This window comes from Photobacterium sp. GJ3, from assembly GCF_018199995.1.
In the GTDB taxonomy this organism is placed as follows: domain Bacteria; phylum Pseudomonadota; class Gammaproteobacteria; order Enterobacterales; family Vibrionaceae; genus Photobacterium.
Genome location: NZ_CP073578.1, coordinates 1,331,912 through 1,356,100 on the forward strand (window position 1 = coordinate 1,331,912; position 24,189 = coordinate 1,356,100).

Genomic DNA, 24,189 nt, shown 5'->3' on the forward strand with positions numbered 1-24,189 from the left:
CAAGATAACGAGGATAACATGAGTTTTGATATCGCGCTGAGTGGCCTGGGTGCCACCAATACTCAACTGAATACCATCAGTAACAACATTGCGAACGTGTCCACCACGGGTTTCAAACAGTCCCGGACTGAATTCGCATCCGTTTACAACGGCCTGCAGGCTGGCGGTGTGGAAGTGGCTTCCATTTCCCAGAACTTTGATAAAAACGGCAACGTGTCCGGTACAGGCCGTTCACTGGATCTGGCGATTGGCGGCAGTGGTTTCTTTGTCACCAAAGATACGTCAGGTCAGGTGGTTTATACCCGTTCTGGTGTTTTCAACACAGATAAAGACAACTTCATCACCAGCAACACCGGAATGAAGCTGCAAGGCTACACCGTTGATGCCAACAACAACCTGCAGTCGGGCGCAACAGGCGATCTGCAGATTAAAACGGCTTCTCTGGCGGCGAAAGCGACCGACCGCATTGATTTTGTGGCGAACTTCGACTCCCGCGTAAATACCCCGGCGGTTGCACCGTTCAATATGACGGATCACGACACTTATAACTCGTCTTACACCACCAAGGTGTATGACTCGCTGGGTAACCCGCACACCATGACACAGTACTTCGTGAAAACGGGTGCGAACGCATGGGACATCCATGTGTCTGTCGATGGCGCAGCCCCTGCTGCACCCCAGGCAGCAACGTTCAATACTGATGGTACGCTGAATGCGCCGGCCGCGCCGTTTAACGTGGCATTTAACCCGGCGGGTGCAGACCCGATGAGCGTTGATATCGATCTGCAGGGCACCACGCAGTTTGGTGCAGACTTCGGTACCAGCACGAACAACCCGAATGGGTATTCTTCCGGTGAGCTGACCGGTGTGCGTGTTGAAGATAACGGCATGGTTTACGCCACTTACACCAATGGTCAGTCTCTGCTGCAAGGTCAGGTGATGCTGGCTGATTTCGCCAACCCGCAGGCGCTGGTGAAAGTAAGCAACACGGGCTGGCAACAGAGCTTCGCTTCTGGTGCTCCGATTACCGGTCAGCCAGGCAGCGGTACGCTGGGTGGTCTGACGCCGGGTGCACTGGAAGGTTCGAACGTGGATCTGACCAGCGAGCTGGTGAACCTGATGACGGCACAGCGCAACTATCAGGCGAACGCCAAAACTATCTCGACCACAGAGCAGCTGACTCAGGCGCTGTTCAACGCGATTTAAGGGTTCGTACATGGATAGTTTGCTTTATACAGCAACCAGTGGGGCCAGCCGGGTACTGAGCGCACAGCAAGTGCGCTCAAACAACCTGTCAAACGCAGACACCACAGGTTTCCGTGCCGACATGGAACGCGCCCGCAGCTACGCCATTGAAGGCCGTGGTTTTGATGGCAGCACCATGGTCGTGACCAACTCGGCTTCCACGCGTTTTGATTCAGGCGACATGGTGAAGACTGGTCGGAAACTGGATATCGCGGTGAACGGTGATGGTTTCCTGACCGTACAGCTACCGGACGGGACCGAAGCATATACCCGTGCCGGTAACATGAAAATCGATCAGGAAGGCAACCTGACCATCAACGGCTTCCCGGTGATGGCAGAAGGCAACCCAATCGTCATTCCGGCTTACCAGAGCATTGATGTGAGTGAAACCGGGATGGTTTCTGTGATTCCACCGGGTGGCGGCGCAGAACTTGAAGTCGGTCAGATCAAACTGGTGAAACCGGAAAACAATACAGTTCAGAAAATGAATAACGGTTTGCTTCAGGCGCGTGACGGCAACGATTTTGCTGCCGATGCGACCGTTAAACTGGCTCCGGAACATCTGGAAGGAAGTAACGTTTCCGCCATTGATGAACTGGTCAGTGTGATGTCTCTGACACGTAATTTTGAAATGCAGGTGCGGATGATGAAAACCGCAGAAAAACTCGCTCAGGCTGGTAACCGCCTGCTGCGCAACGGCTAAGAATAAGGAGAACTCGCATGCACTCTGCATTATGGGTCAGTAAAACAGGTATGGCGGCGCAAGACACGAAGATGACCGCCATTTCGAACAACCTGGCAAACGTAAACACAGTTGGCTTCAAACGCGATCGCGTTGTCTTCGAAGATTTGTTCTACACGATTCAGCGCCAGCCGGGTGCACCGGTGGATCAGGTGAACGAACTGCCGACGGGTGTTCAGCTGGGTAGTGGTGTGCGCGTTGTCGGCACCCAGAAGGTATTCACACAGGGCAACAACTCGAACACCAATCAGGAACTGGATATGGCCATCATGGGTGGCGGTTTCTTCCAGATCGAAAACTCTGACGGCGAGCTGATGTACAGCCGTAACGGCCAGTTCCACGTGAACTCTGAAGGCCTGATGGTAAACACTCAGGGTCTGCCATTGGTGCCTCAGATTGAGATCCCGAACAACGCAACCCGCATCAGCATTTCAGTCGACGGCATTGTGTCGGCGCAGGTTGCAGGCGATCCGCAGCCACAGGAACTGGGTCAGATCACTCTGGCGCAGTTCGTGAACCCGGCGGGTCTGGAAGCATTGGGCGGCAACCTGTATCGCCAGACTGAAGCCAGTGGTCAGCCGGATGAACTGGTGCCGGGCCTGGATGGTGCAGGCTCAATCAAGCAGGGCGCACTGGAAGGCTCCAACGTTCAGGTTGTGGAAGAAATGGTCGACATGATCACCACACAGCGTGCTTATGAAATGAACGCCAAAGTCGTTTCTGCTGCCGATGACATGCTGAAGTTCGTCGCACAGTCCGTCTAATGCTTACACCGAAAGGAAATCCTATGAAGTGGCTGATTCCATTTCTCATGGTGTTACTGACAGGGTGCACATTGCGCCCTGAATTCACAACACCGAAACCAGATGATGAAGCCTTTGCGCCACCGGTACTGGATTACTCATTGCCGGATGCAACCGACGGCAGCCTCTACCGAAACAACTATATGATGACGTTGTTTCAGGACCGTCGTGCATATCGGGTCGGTGACATTCTGACGATTGTTCTGGATGAAGAAACCCAGTCGTCGAAAAAGGCAGACACAACATTTTCAAAAGATTCAGAGGTGGGGATCACCGCACCGATCATTGGGAATTACACCGCCAATAATCTCTCGGCCAGCATTGATGCCAGCCGTGGTTTTGATGGGTCAGCGCAGAGCTCTCAGGGCAACAAGCTGAAGGGCGCGATCACGGTGACCGTGAACGAAGTGCTGCCAAATGGTGTGCTGCGCATTCGCGGTGAAAAATGGCTGCGTCTGAATCAGGGAGATGAATTCATCCGTTTGTCCGGCATCGTGCGTGTGGATGACATCAGCCGGAATAACCAGGTGTCTTCTCAGCGCATTGGTGACGCCCGCATTACTTACTCCGGTCGTGGCGCACTGGCCGACAGCAACTCAGCCGGGTGGCTGACGCAATTCTTCAACAGCCCATGGATGCCATTCTGATGAAATCGCTGAAAACTATTTTGCTGTTCACAGCAGTCGCACTTTGGGGGGCGCACTCCCTGACCGCCCAAGCCTCTGTGGCCATGCCAATTATGGATCTGGTCGATGTCCAGGGGATCCGGGGTAACCAGTTGGTTGGTTACGGTCTGGTTGTGGGTCTGGACGGAACAGGTGACCGGAACCAGGTGAAATTCACCAGCCAGTCCGTCACCAATATGCTGCGCCAGTTTGGTGTCCAGATCAGTGAAGGGACAGACCCGAAACTGAAAAACGTCGCGTCCGTCAGTGTGACCGCTTATGTGGATCCAATGGCCGGGAAAGGCCAGGAACTGAACATTGTCGTTTCTTCTCTCGGGGATGCGAAAAGCCTTCGCGGCGGTACATTGCTGCTGACACCGCTGCGCGGTGTGGATGGTGAGGTTTACGCGGTTGCACAGGGCAACGTGATCGTTGGTGGTGCCAGTGCAGAGGGTTTGAGTGGTTCGAAAGTCACCATTAACACCCCAACCACGGGCCGGATTCCGAACGGCGCGACGCTCGAGCGTGAAATTCCGACGGACTTCAACCAAAAGCCGCACATTACGCTGAACCTGCGTACCCCGAGTTTTACGACGGCGAAGAACATTTCCCGTGCAGTCAACAATACCTTTGGCCCGGGTGTCGCCACGGCGATCAACCAAGCCAAGATTGAAGTGCAGGCGCCGTTAGATACTCAGCAGCGCGTGACCTTCATGTCGATGCTGGAAGAACTGATGGTTGAAGAAGGCCGTCGTCCGGCACGTGTGGTCTTCAATTCCCGTACGGGCACCGTGGTGGTGGGTCAGAATGTGACGGTGAGTGCTGCGGCCGTCAGTCATGGCAGTCTGACCGTGACTATCCGTGAAATGCAGGCGGTGAGTCAGCCGAATGCTTTTGCTGATGGGGAGACCAAAGTGGTGAATAACTCGCTGGTTGATATCAATCAGGATGAAGCACCGATGTATATCTGGCCGGAAGGCACAGAGCTGAGCACCATTGTGGATGCGGTCAACAGCCTGGGTGCAACACCGGATGATCTGATGTCTATTTTGCAGGCATTGCATGAAGCGGGTGCGCTGAATGCGGAGCTGGTGGTTATTTAATCTGGCGAGGAAGGAGTCACCATGAAAATTGATGGTCAGGCCAATGTCATGCTCTATCACGACAACAGTGCCGTGAATAACCTGAAATATCAGGCGGATAAAAAGCAGGCACTTCAGGAAGTCGCCGGACAGTTTGAAGCGATGTTCCTGCAGATGGTGCTGCGCCAGATGCGGAGCAGCAGCGATGTGCTGGCCTCGGAAGACAGTCCGTTTTCCAGTAAAGAACAGGGCGTGTTCCGTGATTTTTATGACGGTCAACTGGCGATGAACATGGCGAAACGCCAGAGCGCTGGGATTGCCGACATGCTGATCAAGCAACTGAGCCCGGCCACGCCGGGCGCAGAGGGGAACGGTGATCACATTGCTGCAAATCATGCGGCGTATGAGCCGGTCGGCAAATTTAACGCCCAGTCAGGCCAGGCCGCCTTAAATCATGAGCAGACCAAGGCTGGCAATTCAACTTCTGCCATCAGCAGCATGGCATTTCAGCAGCCGTTAATTTCTAAGATTGATGCGAAAATGGAGCGCGGAACTGAATGAGTATTATCAATATTGCATTAACCGGTTTGAATGCAAACCGTGCAGGTCTTGACGTTACCGCGCAAAACGTTGCTAACGTCAACACACCAGGATACAGCCGCCAGCAGGCGCTGTATGCCGCGCTTGGACCAAGCGCTAAATTGGGCAACTCCGCGGGTAATGGTGTTGAAGTCACCAGTATCCGTCGTGTGTCTGATGAATATGTTGTGAAACAAACCTGGGCGACCCAAAGCCAGGCGTCCTATTCATCCCGCTATCTCAGCAATATGTCTCAGCTGGAAAGCGTGATGGGCGCGGACAGTTTCAATATCTCCATGGGGCTGGATAACTTGTACGCGGCACTGAACGATGCTTCGGTTAAGCCTGAATCGGCCCCGCTGCGTCAGCAGATTATCAGTGAAGCCGATGCCCTGACCCGACGCTTCAACACGTTATCGGAGTCTTATTACTCACAGCATAAAGACCTGAGCGATCAGCGTTCGGCTGCGGTAGCACTGAGCAACAGCCTGTTGCAGAACATCGCAGATGTGAATGACCGCATCGTCGAAATGAGTGCGACCAGCGGCAACCCGTCTCATCTGCTGGATGAACGTGATGCGTTGGTAGGCCAGTTGTCGGAACTGATGTCGATTAAAAGCAATAAGCAGCCGGATGGTAGTTTACAGGTGACACTGGCATCCGGTCAGCCACTGGTGTTGGGCGATCAGGCGGCGCAGTTGAAAGCGGTGCCTGATCCGGCGGATCCGTATCTGGCGGATATGGAGATTGATTTCGTTGGCCAACGCTTCCCGATTAAAGGTGATATTGGTGGAGAGCTGGGCGCGATTTCTGACTATCAGGTCGAGACATTGCTGCCATTCCGCCAGACGCTGGATGAAATGGCGGTAGCCATGGCAGATGCTTTCAACAATACCCTGGCAACAGGTCAGGATCTGAACGGAAATTCAGGTAAGCCGCTGTTTGCTTATGACCCGGCCAGCCCGTCTTCCAGCCTGAAAATTACTGCGCTGAAAGCCGATGACCTGGCATTTTCATCCGATGGTAAGCCTGGTAACAGTGATGTGCTAACGGATCTGATTGGTTTGAGTAACCGGACCTTTGCTATTACGGGTTACGGCAACGTATCAGTCAGTGATGCATTCACATCGATGGTCGGCGATACCGCCATTAAAGCGCGTCAGGTGACCTCGGATTCAAAAGCGGCCGATAAGCTGAATTCAGAAGCCATTGCGGTGAAAGAAAATCTGAGCTCAGTGAACAGTGATGAGGAAGCGGCCAATCTGATGGTGTTCGCAAATGCATATCAGGCAAACATGAAAGTGATTAGCACCGCAAACAACCTGTTCGATACCGTTCTTGCTATGTTTTAAGGGGTGACAAATGCGTATCAGTGACACTCAATTCAGCCAGATGATGCTTGCCAGCCTGCAAAATAATAATGTAGGTCTGGGCCAGGTGATGCAGCAGATGACGACGGGCGATCGTCTGACCAAGTTGTCGGATGATCCGATTGACTCAATCAAAATGCTCAGCCTGAACCGTCAAGGCAGTGCGCTGCTTCAGTATCAAGACAACATTGCGAACGTGAGAACAACGTTGTCAAGTCAGGAAGCATATTTAAATACGGCCAGCGAGAGTTTACGTAGTTTACGTGATCTTGTGCTATGGGGTGCGAACGGCACCATGACAACGGAAGACCGTCAGGGCATCATCTCGGAGATGGAGAGCCTGAAAGATGGCATGATGGCTGTCTTCAACGCTCAGGACGAAGAAGGCATTTATCTGTTTTCCGGCACCATGACCGGGACACAGTCGCTGACGGATACAGGTACCGGGTACACCCTGAACGGCAATGCGGACAAACGTCTGGTGACCGTGGCCAAAGGGGTCACCATGGAGTCCAACGTGACTGCGCAGGATTTGCTGAATCTGGGTGGCGGCGCAACGGTTTTCCAGAAAATTGATGATCTGATCGCCGAGTTTCAGGCACCGACAGCAAACTTCAGAACTGAAGTCGCTGCGACGCTGGACGCTATCGATGATACCTATGGCAACGTTTTAGGCGCCCTGACAGATATGGGGGGCGTCATAATAACCTGGAGCTGATGGCTGAAGGTCATGTTGATAACAAGCTGTTTGTCGACAAAGTTCAAGGGGACCTGAAGAATCTGGATTATGCAGAAGCTTCGGTTCGATTGAGTAACTATCTTGCAGCACTTCAGGCCTCTCAGGCCAGTTTTACCAAGATTAACGATCTGTCATTGTTCGATCGCTTATAAGGAAGAGAGAGCACTATGGTGAACTCGACTGCAGAGATCCGGCAACAGTCGGTATCTCTGCTGAAAAATGACAAGGCAACAATTACTCCACCGGCGCAAGCCGGTGGCTCTGTTTCCGCACTGAAGGAAACGCAAACGGTCAGTCGTCCTGCAGTGGTGCAGGGGGGTTACACAGCCGCCAGTGAACTGTTTTCACTAGGTCAGGAACAAGTCACACGGGGCCAGATTGCCTATCAGAGTCTGGTGTCGGTGGGACGCGACCTGCAGGGCATGAAGAAAATTCTGACTCAGATGCTCGGCAGTTCGACTGCCATTACACAGGGCAGAATTGATCAGCTTCAACGGCATCACAACCATGTGGGGCAAGCCCTGAATGCAGGCCGTTTCGAGGGTGATCGGGTGCTGAACAGCAAGCTGGAGTTTCAGGCGAAAGGTGAGCCAAAACAGGACTTCACAGTCAATGGGTTGAATCTGGTTCGTCAGCGCCAGCAAAGCGAGCAGCTGCAACTGACGATTCAGGATCGCGGTACCGTGCTGTTGTCACTGGATGCGACCAAAACAGACCGTCAGCTGACGCAGCACATCGATCGCGCTGTGATCCCGCTGGGTTTGCGCGCCGCGTCAAATGAGAATGGCGACATGGTTTTCTCTGCGGGTCATGCAGATTTTCAGGCCATGGGTCAGCATGTCACCATCAGTGGCCAAGGGCACCGCTATCCGGCAGGTCAGCCTAACCGGATTAAACTGCAGCCTGAGCCGCAGGGGATTGAGCATATGACCCTGAAGCTGGCGGATGGCGAACAAATTCGTCATACCATGCGTCAGGTGAATCAGGGGCTGCAACAGGTTTCGAAAGGGCTGGATCAGCTTCGTTCTTTCCAGAGCGATATGGATACCCGAATCGGAAAAGCTATGCCGGCGCAATCCTCAGAACAGATTGATGAGAAGCTTCAGAGCATGCGGAATCACCAGTCTTTTGCGGCGACTTTTCAGGTCGTGACTGCGCAGGCGAATGTCCACCGGCATACAGCGGTGGCACTGCTGAAATCATAAATCTGTCGGCTTTCGTCTCTCTGATTTCAACAAGAAGCGGTCTGCGTATGCAGGCCGTTTTTTCATACAGGTGAATATACGAATTAAATGTCCCTGATTTTAAATCATTCAATAAATATCAGTCTGAATTACTTAAGAAAATGTTAATGAAACCTGAAATAGGTCGCCTAAAGTCAACTGTGAAAGGTGTTTGATTGCAATCAAGTTGAGATTGAATTCTGGCTGAATATTTTCACAACTCATTATAATTGCATGAATTTAAGAAGGGAAAGGTTGGCTCAAATGACAAACTATATGCTTGTTCTCAAGAAATTTGCAGATTTCTCCGGTCGTTCAAGACGACGTGAATTATGGATGTTTAACTTAACAGCATTCATTCTGAATGTTGTGCTGATTGTGTTTGGTTATATCGTTGGGGTAAATGACCTTTTTATGCTATTGCATTCTTTATTCTTGTTTGTTCCGTCATTGGCTGTCGCCGTTCGTCGCCTGCATGATACGAATCGCAGTGGCTGGTGGCTGTTGGTTACATTGATTCCGGTTGTTGGTTTGGTATTACTATATTTCTTAGTGATTGATGGTGATGCTGGTGATAACCAATATGGTTCAAATCCGAAAGGTGTAACTGCTTAATCGTGTTTGATAGGAAGTGTTCATGACCTTTAAGCATAAACACTTCTTCGAAAAAGGTCGTATTCATGAAATGTACAAGCTGTAAACAAGGTCATTTAACCCCAAGCTTTATTGAAGGGCAGTTCAGAGCCCATACCTGTTCTTCATGCGAGGGGAACTGGATTCTGATTGAAGACTTCGTGGCCTGGAAAGACAGAAATCCCGACTATCAGTTTTCGGAGCAAATCAATTTCGAGCAGGATTCTCAGGATACGAAGAAAGCTTTATTGTGTCCGGTTACCGGCACCATTATGCACAAATTCCGTATCTCGGCACAAAACGATCATCGTGTTGATTACAGTGCGGCTGTTGGCGGCCTCTGGCTTGACCGGGGTGAATGGGAATTGCTGAAAAGCGAAGGTCTGGCAGGCACTCTGAATGCCGTTGTTACCAAACACTGGCAGCATCAGATCCGCGAACAAAGCACCCAACAAAATTTCCGTGATATCTATCAGGATAAATTCGGAGCAGAGAATTACGGTAAAGTGAAAGCCTTTCGTGAGTGGTTGCAATCTCAGCCGCAAAAAGCTGATTTGCGTGCGTACCTGCTGGCCGAAGATCCGTATTCTGCGGAAAAATAATGGTCGTAAAACAACCAGAAAAAGTGAGTAATTCGTGCTCACTTTTTTTGTTTTATTGAATCTGACTTTAGGGTGTACAGGAAGTTTTTCATGTCATGGCATGGCATGGCATGGCATGGCATGAATGATGTGACTCACTGACATGCACATGGAATGTCTTCTTCATCAGATTTGCTCAGCTAGGATCAACCACTCACAGCATCTCAACGGTCACCAGCCCTTTCGATACGGGGCCGTTTTCCTTCTCGAAATGTACTTTGCGCCGAACCACAGATATGCAAATAGACTCTCATTGTTTCGTGAAACTTGATCCGCAGCCGCTTATCATACCGTTTCGATGATTCCCTGCGTGGCTTGATTGCCATAGGCGGTAGCCTGCCTGTTGAATCCTAATGAGGCGTGAAATACAAAAGGTCTTCTGACAATGAAAAGTCTTTACTTCCTTATTCTGTTTTCCTTTTCAACCGTTGCTGAAGTCAACCTTCAATTGCAGTCTCAATTATCAGAGATGGCCGTAGTTGATCAGGATATCCGCCGGGTGCTTGGTCAGTCAGGCTGGCATCAAGCGCCTGAAGAATTACGCGCGCAGGTATCGGAGATAGATGAAGTGAATACATCGAAACTGAAAAGAATACTTGAAGGTCGTTCCTGGTTTACTGCCTCAGAGGTGGGTACGGAAGGCATTCGTGCCGCTTTTTTGATCATCCAACATTCGTCGGATTTAGAGTTTCAAGAAAAAATGCTCCCGATGCTCAGGCAATCTTATCTGAATGCTGAAGGGATCACCGGACAGCAACTTGCATTAATAACCGATCGAGTGCTCCTCGCAAAAGGCAACAAACAAATCTATGGCACTCAGGCTCGCTTTGATGAAGGCGCCATCGTGATTGAACCCATTGAAAATCCAGTAACAGTGAATGAGAGAAGAGCAGAAATGGGCATGCCGCCGTTGGATGATTATTTCAAACTTTTGGAAGAGATGTATGGCATCAAGGATCATCCTGAAATTAAAATGAATGTGTATTGAAATCGTATTGTAAGAAATCATCGAATAATTCCGTAATCTATCATTAGGATGGCATGAAACAGGCGGCGCAATGTTCAGTAAGCCGCCGACTATCCTGTATGAAGCACAGCAGGTTTTGCCTGCTGTTTCGCTTCACCCAATCGTTGAGGCAGGGGGCAAGTTGATCGTGACAGCAGCATCAAATCTCATGCATTGGCGGGCGCGGGACTCTGAATTCAGTGTCTCTGCTGTGTGGGGGCGGTTGCTGCTCATGTTCTGCGGTTTTTGCCTGTCGCCTCTGAGTGCAGCAGAAACGCTGAACTTAGAGAGCCTTAGCATTCGTGCCCGGATTTCTGAACAGACGCTGCTCGGCGAGGATGCGCCCGAGAATTTTGAGGAATATTCAGTCGCTGCGAACTATGGGTTTCCCTGGCAGCCTTATGCTTCGTCTAGGTGGGCCGTGCGGACTCGTTTGATGGCCAGTGGCGGCCTATTGCGAGGGGCGGGAGAAAGTGCACTGGTGATTTCTGCCATACCAGAAGTCACGCTGGGGACTGACGACAGTCGGTTCTTACTGGATTTAGGTGCCGGCGGCGCCTTATTCAGCCGACATCGGTTTGGTGTACAGGATTTCGGGGGACCATTTCAGTTTGCGCTGACTTTTGGTGTGTCTGTCCCTGTGTATGAATCGCTTGGCGTCGGCTACCGTTTTCTTCATTATTCAGATGCTGGCCTGAATGGGTCTGATACAACGGGGGCTGATTTTCACATGATTGAGTTCAGTTACCGGTTTTGATCATTTCAATACGCTGGATTGCGTTGAAACAATCCGAGGAAAAGTTACTTTTCAGAGGGCGTGTGCTCATGCGCGCTGCCACACTGACAGACAAAGGAATGCTCGATGGATAGAATTGTTTCTCAGCGTTTCGATGATTATCCGCAGGATGTCCGGTTAAAACTGCTTGAAATCAGAACGCTGATTTTTAAGATTGCGGATGACTTACAACTGGGGGATATCAATGAATCGCTGAAGTGGGGGGAGCCCAGTTATCACGTTCAATCCGGGAGTCCGATTCGTATGGACTGGAAGCTCAAATCTCCGGATTATTTTTACCTGTTTTTTAATTGCAATACCAAGCTCGTGGATACGTTTCGGGAGATTTACGGTGACGTGCTCACTTTTCAGGGCAACCGCGCGATTGTATTGAATCGCGGTGAAGCCATACCGGCGTCAGTGATTTTGCATTGTCTTACCCTGGGCATGACTTATCAGAAGGTGAAGCACCTGCCATTGCTCGGCGCTTGATCAGGAGACGAGAGATGATCGGCCATGTTCGCGTATGCCATTCATTCGGTGAGTGAGATGGGGCAATGAAGCTGTCGCCAACTGAACTGAAACACAGAAGTGCTGTGTGGGTTGCATTTTCTCATTTGTTTTTAGATGCGGATGTCGCCGAGAATTACCCATGGATTGTTCGGACCTGTGTTGCGTCTCCTTATGCTGTCGAAACACTAAAATCGATTTTATTTGATGAGGTTTCCCCTGCGTTATATCAAAACGTATTGAGCGTCGCGGGCGAGTGGGCCGGATTTGATGAAAACTGGCTTGTGGCAAGAATTGTCCAAATCAAGTCGGCACCTTATGCTTCGGTCTGCCGAATTCTGAATCTCAGATTGCAATGGTTTCATCGATCTTATCTCCGAAAACATTGGCATGAAATTGAAATCAGAATCCTGCGTGAAACTTCGCATTCAAATGCCAGGGTGAACGTGAGGGGGAAACAACAGTGAGATCTTTCTTTATCAGCGTACTTGTTTTGTATCATTCGGATGCTCAAGCATCCCGTTCAGCACAATGCTGGCGTTACGTTCTTTTGAACAAGCGGATTTTCTGAACCTTCAACCCGCATCGGTTTGAATTTTCTGTCGATGCCGATGTTGAAGCGATGCCGGAACCCATCGAAACGGCAACCCTCTCTGTGCTGTTGAAGCTATCTGATGAGAAGGATTATCTCACTCTGGTCGAAGATGCAGTACTCAATATAAAAGGATAATTGATTCAGCATGAAGTGGTGTTTGTTCCTAATTTTATCTTTAACGAGTTGCCAGACTGTTGCGATGGACATAAATAAGAATGAGACGAACCAATCTATTTTAGAAGCAATTCAGGTGCATGTCTGGGGAGGATTTGATACGCCAGATGATGTTCAATCAGTTATTTCTGATTTATTGGAAGAAGGCGCAGATGAGAATATGCTGCGTGATTCCGTCGGGACTGAGTTCAGCAAAAAGTTAGCTGCTGAGCCGTCCTGGCCAGAGGTAACTGATGTTGACCGACTCAAAAGTGTCTTTCAGGATTTAAAGAATAGAGGTGTTCTGTGTTTGCACAACGCAGGTTATACCCAGTCGGATGGTCATGAAGATGCGCAAGATGCAATCAATGCGTATCCGAAAGGTACATTCTTTGGCTATTGTTTTTATCACGGACAGGATGTAGAAAGTGCTTTGAATGGACGCGGTTTGTACCTTGCCTATGCGCATTTAAATTGGACCGGCCCTGAAATGCTCAACGTTGGACAAATGATACAGCAAGCGCTTGAGCGGGCTGGGTTTGTGGTGGACTGGAACGGTTCGGCTGAGCAGAGGATTCACATCCCCGAGTTGAAATGGCAACATCGTTCGCATCGTTCGAGATAAGGTTGCTTAGATGGCCGGGCTGATCAACTGATCGATGACAACAGAGGGAACGATATGACAGCACCTGTGGCAAAGCATGTTGTACAAGCCAGAATTGATGATGTGTACCGGCAGGAGGCTCGGAAAATCTATGCCAGCCTGATTCGCTTGCTGGGGGATTTTGATCTGGCCGAAGAAGCGCTTCATGATGCTTTCAGTACAGCACTTGCTCAGTGGCCGCAGGAAGGGATTCCTGAAAATCCAAGTGCCTGGCTCATTTCGGTTGGGCGTTTCAAAGTCATTGATCAATTGCGCAGACAAAAACGTCAGAGCGAGATTGTTTCGCAATTGCTGGATTCTCCTATCGAAACGCCCCTGTTTCAGCACAATCGTGAAGCGGCTTTTGAGTTCAGTGATGAAGTGATCGAAGACGATCAGCTTCGCCTGATTTTTACCTGTTGCCATCCGGCCATGGATGCCAAAGTGCAGGTCGCACTGACGCTCAGGGAAGTCTGCAGTCTGACGACAGAAGAAATCGCCAGCGCTTTTCTGGTGTCACCTTCCACCATGGCGCAGCGCATTGTTCGCGGTAAAGCGAAGATCCGGGAAGCCAACATTCCATTTCAGATTCCTGGCGAGGCAGAGTTACCCGACAGAATTGAATCCGTCCTGTCGGTGATTTATCTGGTTTATAACGAAGGTTATTCTGCATCCGCGGGAGCGCAGGTAACGCGTGCAGAACTGACCGCAGAAGCGATTCGACTGGCGCGCTTGGTCTTGTCTTTACTGCCAGATGCGGAAGTGGCTGGATTGCTTGCGCTGATGCTGCTGACTGAATCCCGCCGGGCAGCCAGAACGGATTCACAGGGTGATATTGTGTTACTCGAAGATCAGAATCGGCGTTTGTGGGATCAAGCGCTGATACAGGAAGGTTCCGCTTTGGTCCAAAGCGCGCTGGAGAGCAGAGATTTCGGGTATTACACCCTGCAGGCTGCCATTGCCTCGGTCCATGCCCGGGCGGCAGACAGTGCCCACACAGACTGGCACCAAATTGTGTCTCTGTATGCTTTGCTCTTACAGGTCGCGCCTTCGCCGGTGATTGAATTGAATCAGGCGGTGGCGATTGCAATGCGGGACGGTCCGCAGGCTGGTTTAGCTATCGTTGAAGCGCTGCTTCAGCAAAAAGTGCTGCAGCAATATCACCTGACGTATGCGACCTATGGTGAGCTTCTCAGCCGGACTGGCCGGGTACGCGAGGCGATCAGGCAATTTGAGCATGCCTTAACCCTGACTCAGCAAGTCCCTGAGCAGCGGATCCTGAGGAGAAAGCTAGCCCATTTATCTGACCTTTCACACAATCCCAAAAAATAAATTTTTTTTTCCGACGCTTGTCGATCGTCCCGGATCTCACTCGACTATTGTGTAGAGAGCTGAAAAGCGCCGCTCTTGAATTCATCTGAATATTATGGAGATGCACAATGAAAGTCATGGTAATCGTCAAAGCAAGCGACAGTTCAGAAGCCGGTCAAATGCCTGATCAGGCATTATTAACCGCAATGGGCGAGTTCAATGAATCGCTGGTCCAAGCCGGAATGATGATGTCTGGAGACGGCCTGAAACCCAGTCGTGAAGGTGTACGCGTCCGATTCAACGGTAGTGAGCGGACGGTGACCAAAGGTCCGTTTGCTGAAACTAATGAGCTGGTTGCGGGCTATTGGGTGTGGCAGGTGAACTCGATGGAAGAAGCCATTGAGTGGGTCAAGAAATGTCCGAACCCGATGACAGAAGCATCGGATATAGAAATTCGTCCATTTTACGAGATGGAAGATTTCGCAGATATTGATCGTGATGGTTCGGTTCGTGAGCAGGAAGACCAACTGCGGCAAACCATCGCCTTGCAGCAAGCGCAGTCGAATTGTTATCTGTTTTTCAATGGTTGCTGCGATGAAGCACTGGCGTATTATCAGGAACATTTAGGTGCCCGCATTCATCTAAAATTCCGGTTCAATGAAAGTCCGGATCCTGTTCCTGAAGGGATGCTGCCTCCGGGTTTTGAAAATAAAGTCATGCACTGCGAATTTACGGTCGGAAAGATGAGAATCTTTGCCTCGGATGGCTGTGGGGATGAAGGGCCATTTACCGGGTTTAATCTGACCCTGACGATAGATTCTGAAGCAGAAGCACGGCGTGTCTTCGATGCTCTGGCCGATGGCGGTTCCGTGCGGATGCCGTTGGATAAAACATTCTGGTCACCATTGTACGGCCAGGTCACTGATAAGTTTGGCATGGGCTGGATGGTGATGTTGCCGGGCGAAGAAGGTCAGCTGTGATTCGTTTATTCATTGGAGAGGATGACCAGAATGAAATATGTGGCTTTGGTGTATTACGACGAAGCGACAATGAAAACGCTGTCGCAAGCCGAATGGGATGCACTGAATCGAGAGTGTATGGATTGCGGTGAGTCGCTTCGTTCAAGAGACTATATGATCGGCGGTGAAGCGCTGCTGTCTGTTCAATCGGCAACCACGTTACGGGTGCGCAACGGTCAGGTGGATATCACGGATGGCCCTTTTGCTGAAACCAAAGAGCAGCTGGCGGGCTTTTATCTGCTGGATGTCCGGGATCTGAATGAAGCCATTCAGGTTGCCAGTAAGATCCCGCCTGCGCGCTATGGTTGTGTTGAAATCCGGCCGGTGCGTGAACTTCAGGCAGAAAACAATGTGAGTTATCAGGACCAAGATAGACGTTGAGCTAACCAGCAGAGGAGAATCATTATGAGTTATGTTGATGGGTTTGTTTGTGCGGTACCCACAGAGAAACGGGAAGTGTATCGTCAACATGCCGCCGAAGCGGCTGAAGTGTTTAAAAAGTATGGTGCACAGCGTGTTGTTGAAGCCTGGGGAGATGATGTCCCGGATGGCCAGCTTACGTCCTTCCCAATGGCTGTAAAATGCCAAGAGAATGAAACGGTCGTTTTTTCATGGGTTATGTGGCCTTCAAAAGCAGCGCGGGACGAAGGCATGGCGTTATTCATGAAAGATCCGATCTGTGATATGACGGTAAATCCTATGCCATTTGACGGAAAGCGTTTGATTTACGGTGGTTTCGAAGCGATTGTGGATTGTTAGACATATGCTTCAGGCTATCGAAAGGTGTTGAAAGACGAAGGGCGTCCTCTGCGATATTTCGTACTGAGGACGCTTTTGTCTGTTCTGCATCGGATTGGCAGCTACCGGGTGCTGTGGTTTATGGCACGCCGCTGAGAGCGGTTTCAGATTCACACTCTTGCGAATGATTTATATCAGATGTAAAAGATGGGGATGATCATCTCCAGGATTGTTTTTTTATATGGATATCAAATTACGACCCGTGGCAAAGAATGAATTTGAGCCATTATTTCACGTTGTAAAAAGAGGGATTTATCGGGACATCGAGTCAGTTTTTGGGTGGGATGACGCGTTTCAACGCGACAGATTAAAAACTCAATACCAATGGCATTGGTTTCATTGGATTGAGATAAAAGGCAAACGCGCAGGGTTACTGTGTTACAAATCTGTCGAGCGGTCCTTTCATGTACATTTCCTGATTCTGGAGCCCGGGTATCAAAATCAAGGGTTCGGAAAATCAATCATGCACCTCATTCACCGAATAGCCTGTGATCAAAAAAGAGAATGTATCACTTTATCTTGCTTTCAATGTAATGAAAGGGCGCTTTATTTTTATCAATCGCTCAATTACGAAATTGTCGAAAGTGATGAAGATTTTATCTCTTTAGCCTGCTACCTTCATTGCTGACACGCGCGACCTGACTGCGGAGCAGGTTATCCTGATCTTTGCACATTATCCGAAGCCTGGTCTTGGGGTTGGGTTTGTGCTTGGATTATGGATGGGTCCTGTTTATATTCAGAAGCTGACTACAGAAATACACTTTCAAAACGCGAAACAGCGTTGAAGCAAGAGCAATGTCCATATTGTTTATTCGGATTTGATTCAATCGGGTCTGGCTTTTTATATGGAGTTTTATATGTCACAAGAAAACCAATGGGAACAATTCGCACAAAACTTTGAAGCACGGAATAACTATGTTGTAGGTATGACGAATATTGACCTCCTCAAAGGTGAGCTAAGGGCGTTCTCGGATCCTGGCCGGCTGCTGGAACTGGGGTGCGGGAATGGTACTTATACCCAGTGTTTCCTTGATTCGGCGTCTGAAATCATTGCCACAGATATTTCTGAAGAGATGGTCCGCATCACTCAGGAACGCTTTCAATCCGCACTGAATGTGCGTGTTGAACTGGCAGATTGCTTTCAGCTGCCGTATCAGGATAGCGCTTTTGATACTGTGTTTATGGCGAACGTATTACACATTATTCCGAACCCGGAAATAGCGTTGGCGGAAGGTTTCCGGGTGTTAAAATCCGGTGGTCGTTTGATTGTCGCCAGTTTTACTTTGCATGGGATGAGCCTGATCCACCAGATGCTGATGCGATACCGGTACACGAAAATGTACGGCAAAAAATCTTCAACGGCGATTAAGCTGACACCAGGGTTGGCATCAGACATGGTGAGTGCCGCTGGATTCCATGTTGAAACGTGTCGGTTGATTGGCCATCACGTGAAAGCGGTTTATCTGGTTGCATGCAAGTCGGCCGATTCACACCGAATCTCGTAAACAGTCTATTTTTAACCCAAGTCAAACATCGATTGGTTGCTTACCGTAAAGGGGGCAACCCCTTTTCTGTTTCTCACCAAAATGAGAGGTTTCAGATGAAAGTTGTCGCAAGGTTTTCATTCCCACATGAAGCGCATATTGCGAAAGCGAGCCTTGAAGCGGCGGGTATTGAAAGTGTGATTGCAGATGAGCATACCATCAATGCGCAGTGGCTCTATTCTGATGCAATTGGTGGTGTTCGCTTGATGGTGACAGAGCCGGATCAACATGAAGCCATCGCAATCTTGGCAACCGATTTTTCAATGGCGGTTGAGCAAGGCACAGCCTTGAGTGATGAGATACGTTGCCCGCATTGTGGCGATCATCATTACACACCGTTCACTAAAGGCAAACGGCCAGCATTTGTCGTGTTTCTGCTGCTCGGATTCCCACTGTTTTATTATCAGCATGGTTATCAATGTCAGTCTTGTGGTGAATTTTTCAAGGCTGACGATGAGTAAAAAACCTGCAGGTTGATTGCATATGCTCAGCCGCGGATGGCAACTCAGTTGGAACGCCAACATTTATCATTGTCTTTTACTGGTCGCCCCATCAACTCGTTTGAGTCATGAACCGGTGTTCACCTCTGGTATTTTGTCAGCGATTGCAGGGACTGTTTGATTGTGAAAATTTTACTGAAATCAATTTTTTGCGTGCTGAGTGGTTTGGCCTCGACTGCGACTGCGACTGCTCAGGAAAGTATCTGTCACGGCACAACGTCAAACGGATCCCTTGAATATGGCGTACAGCTTCCTGCAAACGGAAATAACTTTACAGGGTACAGCACCATTGCCCGGTGGGCAGGGCGTACCTATGTCCACTCTGAAGTGGCGGACATTCTGCTGTCGGCTTATCAAAACCTTGAAACGTCAATGCCAGACAAAGTGTACAAATATGCAGAAACCGGCTTTGAATCTGGCGGTCAATTTAAGCCACATAAAACCCACCGAAATGGCCTGTCGGTTGATTTTATGACGCCTGTTGTGAATGAGAAGGGTGTATCGGTGCATTTACCCACTCATCCGCTGAACAAATTTGGGTATCGCATTGAATTCGATGCAGCGGATCAATACCACGGGATGTCGATAGATTATGACGCGATGGCTGCCCATATCGTCGAACTGCACCGGGAGTCCGTCAAACGGGGGCATGATTTATGGCGGGTGATTTTTGACCCCAAACTGCAGCCGAAATTATTTCAGACTCGATTTGGGGGATACCTGAAACAAAATATCCAGTTTTCCAAGCGCCGCTCTTGGGTCAGACATGATGATCACTACCACGTTGACTTCGCAATTCCATGTCAGTGAACCGGACATGATTGTTTTTTCTCCCGGTATCTTCAGAGAAACCAGCTTACTTTTTCAGCATCGTCAGTAGAGCCATCGGATAATTTTGTCAGGAGAAGCATTCTGTGTGTTTACTCAGTTTGTTGAAGTTGTGATGAAATGGAATACACTTTGCAAAATGGATTAAGTTGCAATGCGATTGGTTTGATATTGATTCCTTTTTCAAACATCCATTTGAACTTAACATATTTTTAACCTTGTCTTTCGACAACAATGATTGCGTTACATCGCTCATCGTTGACGAAAAACAAGGAGTCACTAATGCAAATGTGCATGACAACGAAAAGGACACTTCTCGCAGCAGCGATCAGTACAACCATGCTGAGTGGTTGTTACTGGAAAGACCCTAAACTGGCCGCGGCTTATGTCAGTAGCGAGATTGAACGTGAAGATGTGGTCGAACATTTAGTGGAATTAGAAGCCCGTGCCTCTAAAACCACAGATGGCAACTCAACAACCCGTGCTGCCGGCACAGACGGTTATCAATATTCCGTGGATTACATCATCGATGTGATGAAAGAGTACGGCTATAAAGTAACCACGCAAGCCTTTGATTTTCGTGCCTGGGAAGAATTGGCGGGCACAGCGCTGAATGTGAATGGCGTAGACTTAATCAGCACGCGTGAGGCGGGTGAAGGCGTTGAGCCGGATTACGCGGTGATGTCTTATTCAGGCGACTCAAATGGTCCGTTAAACGGTGAAGTTGTCTTTATCACACCTGATTTTAATTTCTCCAGCCCGAATTATGATGATACCGATGGCTGCGAAGCAACCGACTTCGACGGTAAAGCTGTCACAGGTAAAGTTGCTGTGATTCAGCGTGGTGGTTGTGCATTTAACGATAAAGTCGTGAATGCACAAAATGCGGGTGCGAAAGCCGTGATCGTCTTTAACCAGGGCAATGATCCGGGCCGGACGGATGTCGTGAACGGAACGCTGGGCAGTGATACCGCTGCGGTCATTCCTGCATTCGGTGCGCGTTATGCGCTGGGCAAAAGCTGGTTTGATCTGAGCGAAACGCAGTCTGTACCGGTTGCCCTGAACGTTGATGTGAAAGACGAAATGGTCGTGACGCAGAACGTGATTGCTGAAACCAAGCGTGGAAACCCGAATCAGGTGGTGATGCTAGGTGCCCACCTGGACTCCGTCCCAGAAGGTCCGGGCATCAATGATAATGGCTCCGGGACTGCAGGTTTGCTTGAGTACGCCATTACATTGGCTGAAACCAGAGCGCCGGTGAAGAACAAAGTTCGTTTTGCCTGGTGGGCTGCTGAAGAAGCCGGGCTGGTGGGTTCTGAGTACTACACCAAGGAACTGTTTGCACCGATTTATGATCAGGCGCAGCAAGAGATCATGGATGAACTGGGAATTGAAGATCCAAGTCAGCTGACAGAAGAGCAGATTGAACTGGTTGATGCGCGTTATTCTAAGTTGAATAAAGTGAAACTGTACCTGAACTTCGACATGATTGGTTCGCCGAACTATATCTTCGGTGTGATGGACGGTGACCTGTCTGATACGAAAGATAGTCCGGACAATGCCTACACCGGTGATTTCAAACCACCTTATGGGACTTCAGATATTGAAGCGACGTTCAACGAGTTCTTCACTGCGAAATCTTCTGCAACGGTTCCTCAGGCACTGTCGAAGCGTTCAGATTATGCAGGTTTTGCTGACTGGGGCATCGCATTCGGCGGCCTGTTCACGGGTGCCGAGAAGGTGAAAACGGCGGAAGAAGTCGAGCAGTTTGGTGGCGAAATTGATGTCGCATATGACAAGTGCTACCACCAGGCTTGTGATGATTTCAATAATGTCAGCCAGGAAGCACTGTATGTGAATACGCAGGCGCTGGCTTATGTAACGACTTACTACGCATTCAGTAAGCCGCTGTTCCCGCCGAAAGAAGCGCCAGCCGCGAAACCAATGACCCGCATGCACAGTGTTGAACAACCCACACAAAAACTGCGCATTGGTGAGAAGCTGAAAGCCGCAGACAGCCATTCTGACCACGGTCACTTCCATGGTGACTTTGACCAGGATCGTCAGTAATTTCGAGCGGATCATCCGTTTCTAAACCTGAAGAAAGCCACGCAGTTGCGTGGCTTTTTTATTTATGCAATTGTGTGCAATTGGTTTGAAATGATGGGGATGCCGTTCAATGGAAAAGAAGTTTGCTGCCATTTTGTTTGATCTGGATGGCACTTTAGTCGATTCAGCGGAAGCGGTCAGCCGGGCATGGGTTGCCTTTGCGACGAAATACAACATGGATGCAGCACAGATTCTGTCCTCGGTGCAGGGGATGCCGGGAAGCGAGGCGATTGCCCGGTTGCGGCCTTTGGCATCTGCTGAGGAAATAGAACAGGATGCACAATGGTTGGAAGATTTGGAAGCGAATGACACCGATGGGGTGGTTGCGCTGCCGGGTGCAATCGCATTACTGGAGCAACTGAATGCGCAGGCGATTCCCTGGGCCATCGTAACCTCGGGCAGTATTCCGATTGCCACTGCCAGAATCGCGGCTGCAGGGATTCCTGTTCCGGCCGTTTTGATTACGCCTGAAGCGGTGTCGCAGGGAAAACCTCATCCCGAACCTTATTTGCTGGGTGCAGAAAAATTAGGTGTTGAGATTGATCAATGTCTGGTGTTTGAAGATGCCCCCGCAGGCGTGACATCCGGGGTGAGTGCCGGTGCTTGCGTGATTGGCATCCAAACGCAATTTGATGCCGGGGTTTTAATGGCAAATAAGGCTGCAGCCTGTATTTCCGGGTATGAAGAAATTGTCGTCTCTGTGAATTGCGGCGAAAACAGATGTCGTATTCATCAAGCTTCAGGTGCTTAAGTGCTGCCTGTACTTGTCGGGCAGAAAGTGACATTACGTGCGATCAAAGCATCCGATGCAGAAGCGCTGCTGGCGATTTATTCTGATGTGAAAACGATGCGCTATATCGATGAACCTGTGTTTGATTCTATGGCAATGGTTGCACAAATGCTGGCGAGTGTCCGGAAACTGGCAGCAACAGGGGAATCACTCGAATGGGCGATTGAGTGCCATCAATCCGGCAATATGATGGGTACCTGTGGACTTCATAGTTTCTCAGCAGATAATCGTACCTGTGAAGTCGGCTGTTTGTTGGCTTCTGCATATTGGGGGAAAGGCTATATGTCTGATGCACTTCAGCAATTGATGCAATATGCCAGGGATCAAAAACTCAAAACTTTATGGGCAAAGGTTGACCCGCAGAATGGACGCTCGATACGATTGTTTCTCAAATTTGGCTTCCAGCCTGCTGCATCAGATACTTTTTATCTGTTTCTTGATAGATAAGTTATCTTTCGGCGTGAGCTTCAAGTATCGAGGGTGTGACGTTGCTTTCAACTTTGTTTCAGAAAAAGAAACCCAATATTTATTTGGGGACATTGGCTGTTGTGCCCAATAGCAAATTGAATCGATTTGAGAATTGGCAAAACTGGGGTGATGTCACGCTGGATGATCATTTAAGAACACTGATGGCATCGATTTTCAGTTTAGCGGAAGCAAGTTCGGTGTCTGAATTTGAAAAAGACGATTTGATTCTGGACGTTTTCATGGTTGATGTCAGACGGGGAGATTTTGGTTTACTCCGGGCTGACGGTGGCTTGTACCCGGTGGGTTACCGGCCCAAGATTCAGTTGATTTCAAGAATCCACCATGCCAGAACCGGACGCACCCGAAATACATTCCGGGTTTCACAGTCGGTTCGCTGGTCGGAATTTGTCCGCAAATCGATCAGCTTCAAAGGGCTGCTGGGCATAGGAACGCGCTATGGACAGGAAGAGATGGAAAAACTGCTGATGCTGGCCTGCCTTCAATTGCTGGATCAGATGCGTAAGACAGTATGAAGTGATTCGATTGGGGATGGGTGACGTATGAAGCAACCGATCACGGGTTACCATCTGGATGAGGCTGGCGATTGGGTTGCAGAACTCAGTTGCGGACACTTTCAGCATGTCAGGCATCAGCCCCCGTTTTTTTGTCGTCCCTGGGTGGTCACGGAACAGGGACGCGCCGCAATGCTGGGTTTCGAACTGGCCTGTAAAAAATGTGATGCAGGCGCACCGAAGGATGTTGGTGATTAACACTTTGGTTACGGTCTGGCGGTTGCATTCTTGAAACAACGTTAAACGGATAGACCAAAAATACCGGCTTTGTTGGGTGAAGACTAAAAAACAATAAGGAATTACATCACAATGGAACTCATCACGTTAGCACCTGAGCACGAATCGTCTTTTTTACACTTTTACCAGGATTTTGAAAAATTCGATCCGGAGAATGCAGGTTATTATGCTCAGGGAACAGAGAACTTCGCTGAGTACGTGAAACAATTATCGGATGAAGCGCAAGGGATCAATCTTCGGGAAGACTATGTTCCCTGTACCCATTTATGGTTGATAGATGACGGTGTGTTATTGGGAGCGATTCGGATTCGACATCATATTGAGAATGAGTTTCTGTCTCTGGAAGGCGGCCATATTGGATACGATATTGCACCTTCAGCGCGCAATCAGGGGCATGGCAAACGGATGTTGACACTGGCTTTGCCGGTCGCGAAAGCACTGGGAATTGAGAAAGCCTTGGTGACCGCAGATGAAGACAACCTGGCTTCAAGAAGCGTCATTGAGAAAAATGGCGGCAAATTTGAAAAAGTCATTCGCGGGAAAGTTTTTCCAGAGCCAATCGCTCGTTACTGGATCGAATGCACGGATTGATGTTCTCTGAATCGTGAT

Annotated in this window: 29 protein-coding genes and 1 pseudogene; all 30 read left to right on the forward strand. The window is 49.5% G+C overall.

What is annotated here, in order from left to right; genetic code table 11:
- The first annotated feature begins 18 nt into the window (after positions 1–18).
- The 30 genes and pseudogenes from flgE to KDD30_RS06055 all read left to right on the forward strand — a co-directional run bounded on the left by flgE (position 19) and on the right by KDD30_RS06055 (position 24,171).
- A complete protein-coding gene (flgE, locus tag KDD30_RS05910) occupies positions 19–1,206 on the forward strand; it encodes a flagellar hook protein FlgE (protein WP_211648056.1) in 1,188 nt (395 codons plus the stop codon).
- Between the two features lie 10 nt (positions 1,207–1,216).
- A complete protein-coding gene (locus tag KDD30_RS05915; RefSeq protein ID WP_211648058.1) occupies positions 1,217–1,948 on the forward strand; it encodes a flagellar basal body rod protein FlgF in 732 nt (243 codons plus the stop codon).
- A 17-nt stretch (positions 1,949–1,965) separates the two neighbouring features.
- Positions 1,966–2,751, forward strand: coding sequence for a flagellar basal-body rod protein FlgG (gene flgG, locus KDD30_RS05920; protein WP_211648060.1), 786 nt, complete (start codon positions 1,966–1,968; stop codon positions 2,749–2,751).
- A gap of 23 nt (positions 2,752–2,774) precedes the next feature.
- Positions 2,775–3,437 carry a flagellar basal body L-ring protein FlgH gene (gene flgH, locus KDD30_RS05925; protein ID WP_211648069.1) on the forward strand — a complete coding sequence of 221 codons (663 nt, stop codon included), beginning with the start codon at positions 2,775–2,777 and terminating at the stop codon, positions 3,435–3,437.
- A complete protein-coding gene (locus KDD30_RS05930) occupies positions 3,422–4,558 on the forward strand; it encodes a flagellar basal body P-ring protein FlgI (protein WP_371826083.1) in 1,137 nt (378 codons plus the stop codon). The genes flgH and KDD30_RS05930 overlap by 16 nt, the downstream gene beginning before the upstream one ends.
- Before the next feature lie 21 nt (positions 4,559–4,579).
- Positions 4,580–5,098 carry a rod-binding protein gene (locus KDD30_RS05935; protein WP_211648071.1) on the forward strand — a complete coding sequence of 173 codons (519 nt, stop codon included), beginning with the start codon at positions 4,580–4,582 and terminating at the stop codon, positions 5,096–5,098.
- Positions 5,095–6,468: a flagellar hook-associated protein FlgK gene (gene flgK / locus KDD30_RS05940; RefSeq protein WP_211648073.1), complete on the forward strand. Its 1,374-nt coding sequence runs from the start codon at positions 5,095–5,097 to the stop codon at positions 6,466–6,468. The genes KDD30_RS05935 and flgK overlap by 4 nt, the downstream gene beginning before the upstream one ends.
- A gap of 10 nt (positions 6,469–6,478) precedes the next feature.
- Positions 6,479–7,377: pseudogene (gene flgL / locus KDD30_RS05945) on the forward strand (flagellar hook-associated protein FlgL).
- 15 nt (positions 7,378–7,392) lie between these two features.
- On the forward strand, positions 7,393–8,430 hold the full coding sequence (locus tag KDD30_RS05950) for a flagellin (protein WP_211648075.1): 1,038 nt from the start codon (positions 7,393–7,395) through the stop codon (positions 8,428–8,430).
- Between the two features lie 282 nt (positions 8,431–8,712).
- Positions 8,713–9,063: a DUF805 domain-containing protein gene (locus KDD30_RS05955; protein ID WP_211648077.1), complete on the forward strand. Its 351-nt coding sequence runs from the start codon at positions 8,713–8,715 to the stop codon at positions 9,061–9,063.
- A gap of 65 nt (positions 9,064–9,128) precedes the next feature.
- Positions 9,129–9,683: a zf-TFIIB domain-containing protein gene (locus tag KDD30_RS05960; RefSeq protein WP_211648079.1), complete on the forward strand. Its 555-nt coding sequence runs from the start codon at positions 9,129–9,131 to the stop codon at positions 9,681–9,683.
- Positions 9,684–10,107: 424 nt separating this feature from the next.
- Complete coding sequence (locus tag KDD30_RS05965; protein WP_211648086.1) at positions 10,108–10,710, forward strand: DUF6624 domain-containing protein; 603 nt, start codon at positions 10,108–10,110, stop codon at positions 10,708–10,710.
- Between the two features lie 70 nt (positions 10,711–10,780).
- Positions 10,781–11,485, forward strand: coding sequence for an acyloxyacyl hydrolase (locus KDD30_RS05970; protein ID WP_211648088.1), 705 nt, complete (start codon positions 10,781–10,783; stop codon positions 11,483–11,485).
- Positions 11,486–11,590: 105 nt separating this feature from the next.
- Positions 11,591–11,995 carry a DUF1801 domain-containing protein gene (locus KDD30_RS05975; RefSeq protein WP_211648089.1) on the forward strand — a complete coding sequence of 135 codons (405 nt, stop codon included), beginning with the start codon at positions 11,591–11,593 and terminating at the stop codon, positions 11,993–11,995.
- Between the two features lie 104 nt (positions 11,996–12,099).
- Entirely contained in the window at positions 12,100–12,480 is a 381-nt protein-coding gene (locus tag KDD30_RS05980) for a hypothetical protein (RefSeq protein WP_211648091.1), read from the forward strand.
- Positions 12,481–12,753: 273 nt separating this feature from the next.
- Positions 12,754–13,386, forward strand: coding sequence for a hypothetical protein (locus KDD30_RS05985; RefSeq protein WP_211648093.1), 633 nt, complete (start codon positions 12,754–12,756; stop codon positions 13,384–13,386).
- 54 nt (positions 13,387–13,440) lie between these two features.
- Positions 13,441–14,736: an RNA polymerase sigma factor gene (locus KDD30_RS05990; protein ID WP_211648095.1), complete on the forward strand. Its 1,296-nt coding sequence runs from the start codon at positions 13,441–13,443 to the stop codon at positions 14,734–14,736.
- A 107-nt stretch (positions 14,737–14,843) separates the two neighbouring features.
- Complete coding sequence (locus KDD30_RS05995) at positions 14,844–15,695, forward strand: YciI family protein (RefSeq protein ID WP_211648097.1); 852 nt, start codon at positions 14,844–14,846, stop codon at positions 15,693–15,695.
- A 30-nt stretch (positions 15,696–15,725) separates the two neighbouring features.
- Positions 15,726–16,115 carry a YciI family protein gene (locus KDD30_RS06000; RefSeq protein ID WP_211648099.1) on the forward strand — a complete coding sequence of 130 codons (390 nt, stop codon included), beginning with the start codon at positions 15,726–15,728 and terminating at the stop codon, positions 16,113–16,115.
- A gap of 24 nt (positions 16,116–16,139) precedes the next feature.
- The gene (locus tag KDD30_RS06005; protein WP_211648101.1) at positions 16,140–16,493 is read left to right on the forward strand and encodes a DUF1428 domain-containing protein; all 354 of its coding nucleotides are present in this window, start codon (positions 16,140–16,142) and stop codon (positions 16,491–16,493) included.
- A 220-nt stretch (positions 16,494–16,713) separates the two neighbouring features.
- Positions 16,714–17,160, forward strand: a complete 447-nt coding sequence (locus KDD30_RS06010; RefSeq protein ID WP_211648103.1) for an N-acetyltransferase — start codon at positions 16,714–16,716, stop codon at positions 17,158–17,160.
- 229 nt (positions 17,161–17,389) lie between these two features.
- Positions 17,390–18,037 carry a class I SAM-dependent methyltransferase gene (locus KDD30_RS06015; protein WP_211648105.1) on the forward strand — a complete coding sequence of 216 codons (648 nt, stop codon included), beginning with the start codon at positions 17,390–17,392 and terminating at the stop codon, positions 18,035–18,037.
- A gap of 95 nt (positions 18,038–18,132) precedes the next feature.
- A complete protein-coding gene (locus tag KDD30_RS06020) occupies positions 18,133–18,537 on the forward strand; it encodes a DUF2007 domain-containing protein (protein WP_211648107.1) in 405 nt (134 codons plus the stop codon).
- A gap of 162 nt (positions 18,538–18,699) precedes the next feature.
- Positions 18,700–19,386 (forward strand): penicillin-insensitive murein endopeptidase, encoded by a 687-nt coding sequence (locus tag KDD30_RS06025; protein ID WP_249199210.1) that lies wholly within the window; start codon positions 18,700–18,702, stop codon positions 19,384–19,386.
- A gap of 300 nt (positions 19,387–19,686) precedes the next feature.
- Entirely contained in the window at positions 19,687–21,474 is a 1,788-nt protein-coding gene (locus tag KDD30_RS06030) for a M28 family metallopeptidase (RefSeq protein ID WP_211648114.1), read from the forward strand.
- Positions 21,475–21,583: 109 nt separating this feature from the next.
- Positions 21,584–22,264 (forward strand): HAD-IA family hydrolase, encoded by a 681-nt coding sequence (locus KDD30_RS06035; protein ID WP_211648116.1) that lies wholly within the window; start codon positions 21,584–21,586, stop codon positions 22,262–22,264.
- Positions 22,265–22,750 carry a GNAT family N-acetyltransferase gene (locus KDD30_RS06040; RefSeq protein WP_249199211.1) on the forward strand — a complete coding sequence of 162 codons (486 nt, stop codon included), beginning with the start codon at positions 22,265–22,267 and terminating at the stop codon, positions 22,748–22,750. It abuts the gene before it with no gap.
- 101 nt (positions 22,751–22,851) lie between these two features.
- On the forward strand, positions 22,852–23,304 hold the full coding sequence (locus KDD30_RS06045; protein WP_211648118.1) for a hypothetical protein: 453 nt from the start codon (positions 22,852–22,854) through the stop codon (positions 23,302–23,304).
- A 27-nt stretch (positions 23,305–23,331) separates the two neighbouring features.
- The gene (locus KDD30_RS06050; RefSeq protein ID WP_211648120.1) at positions 23,332–23,541 is read left to right on the forward strand and encodes a DUF3565 domain-containing protein; all 210 of its coding nucleotides are present in this window, start codon (positions 23,332–23,334) and stop codon (positions 23,539–23,541) included.
- A gap of 111 nt (positions 23,542–23,652) precedes the next feature.
- The gene (locus tag KDD30_RS06055; protein WP_211648122.1) at positions 23,653–24,171 is read left to right on the forward strand and encodes a GNAT family N-acetyltransferase; all 519 of its coding nucleotides are present in this window, start codon (positions 23,653–23,655) and stop codon (positions 24,169–24,171) included.
- The last annotated feature ends 18 nt before the right edge of the window (positions 24,172–24,189 follow it).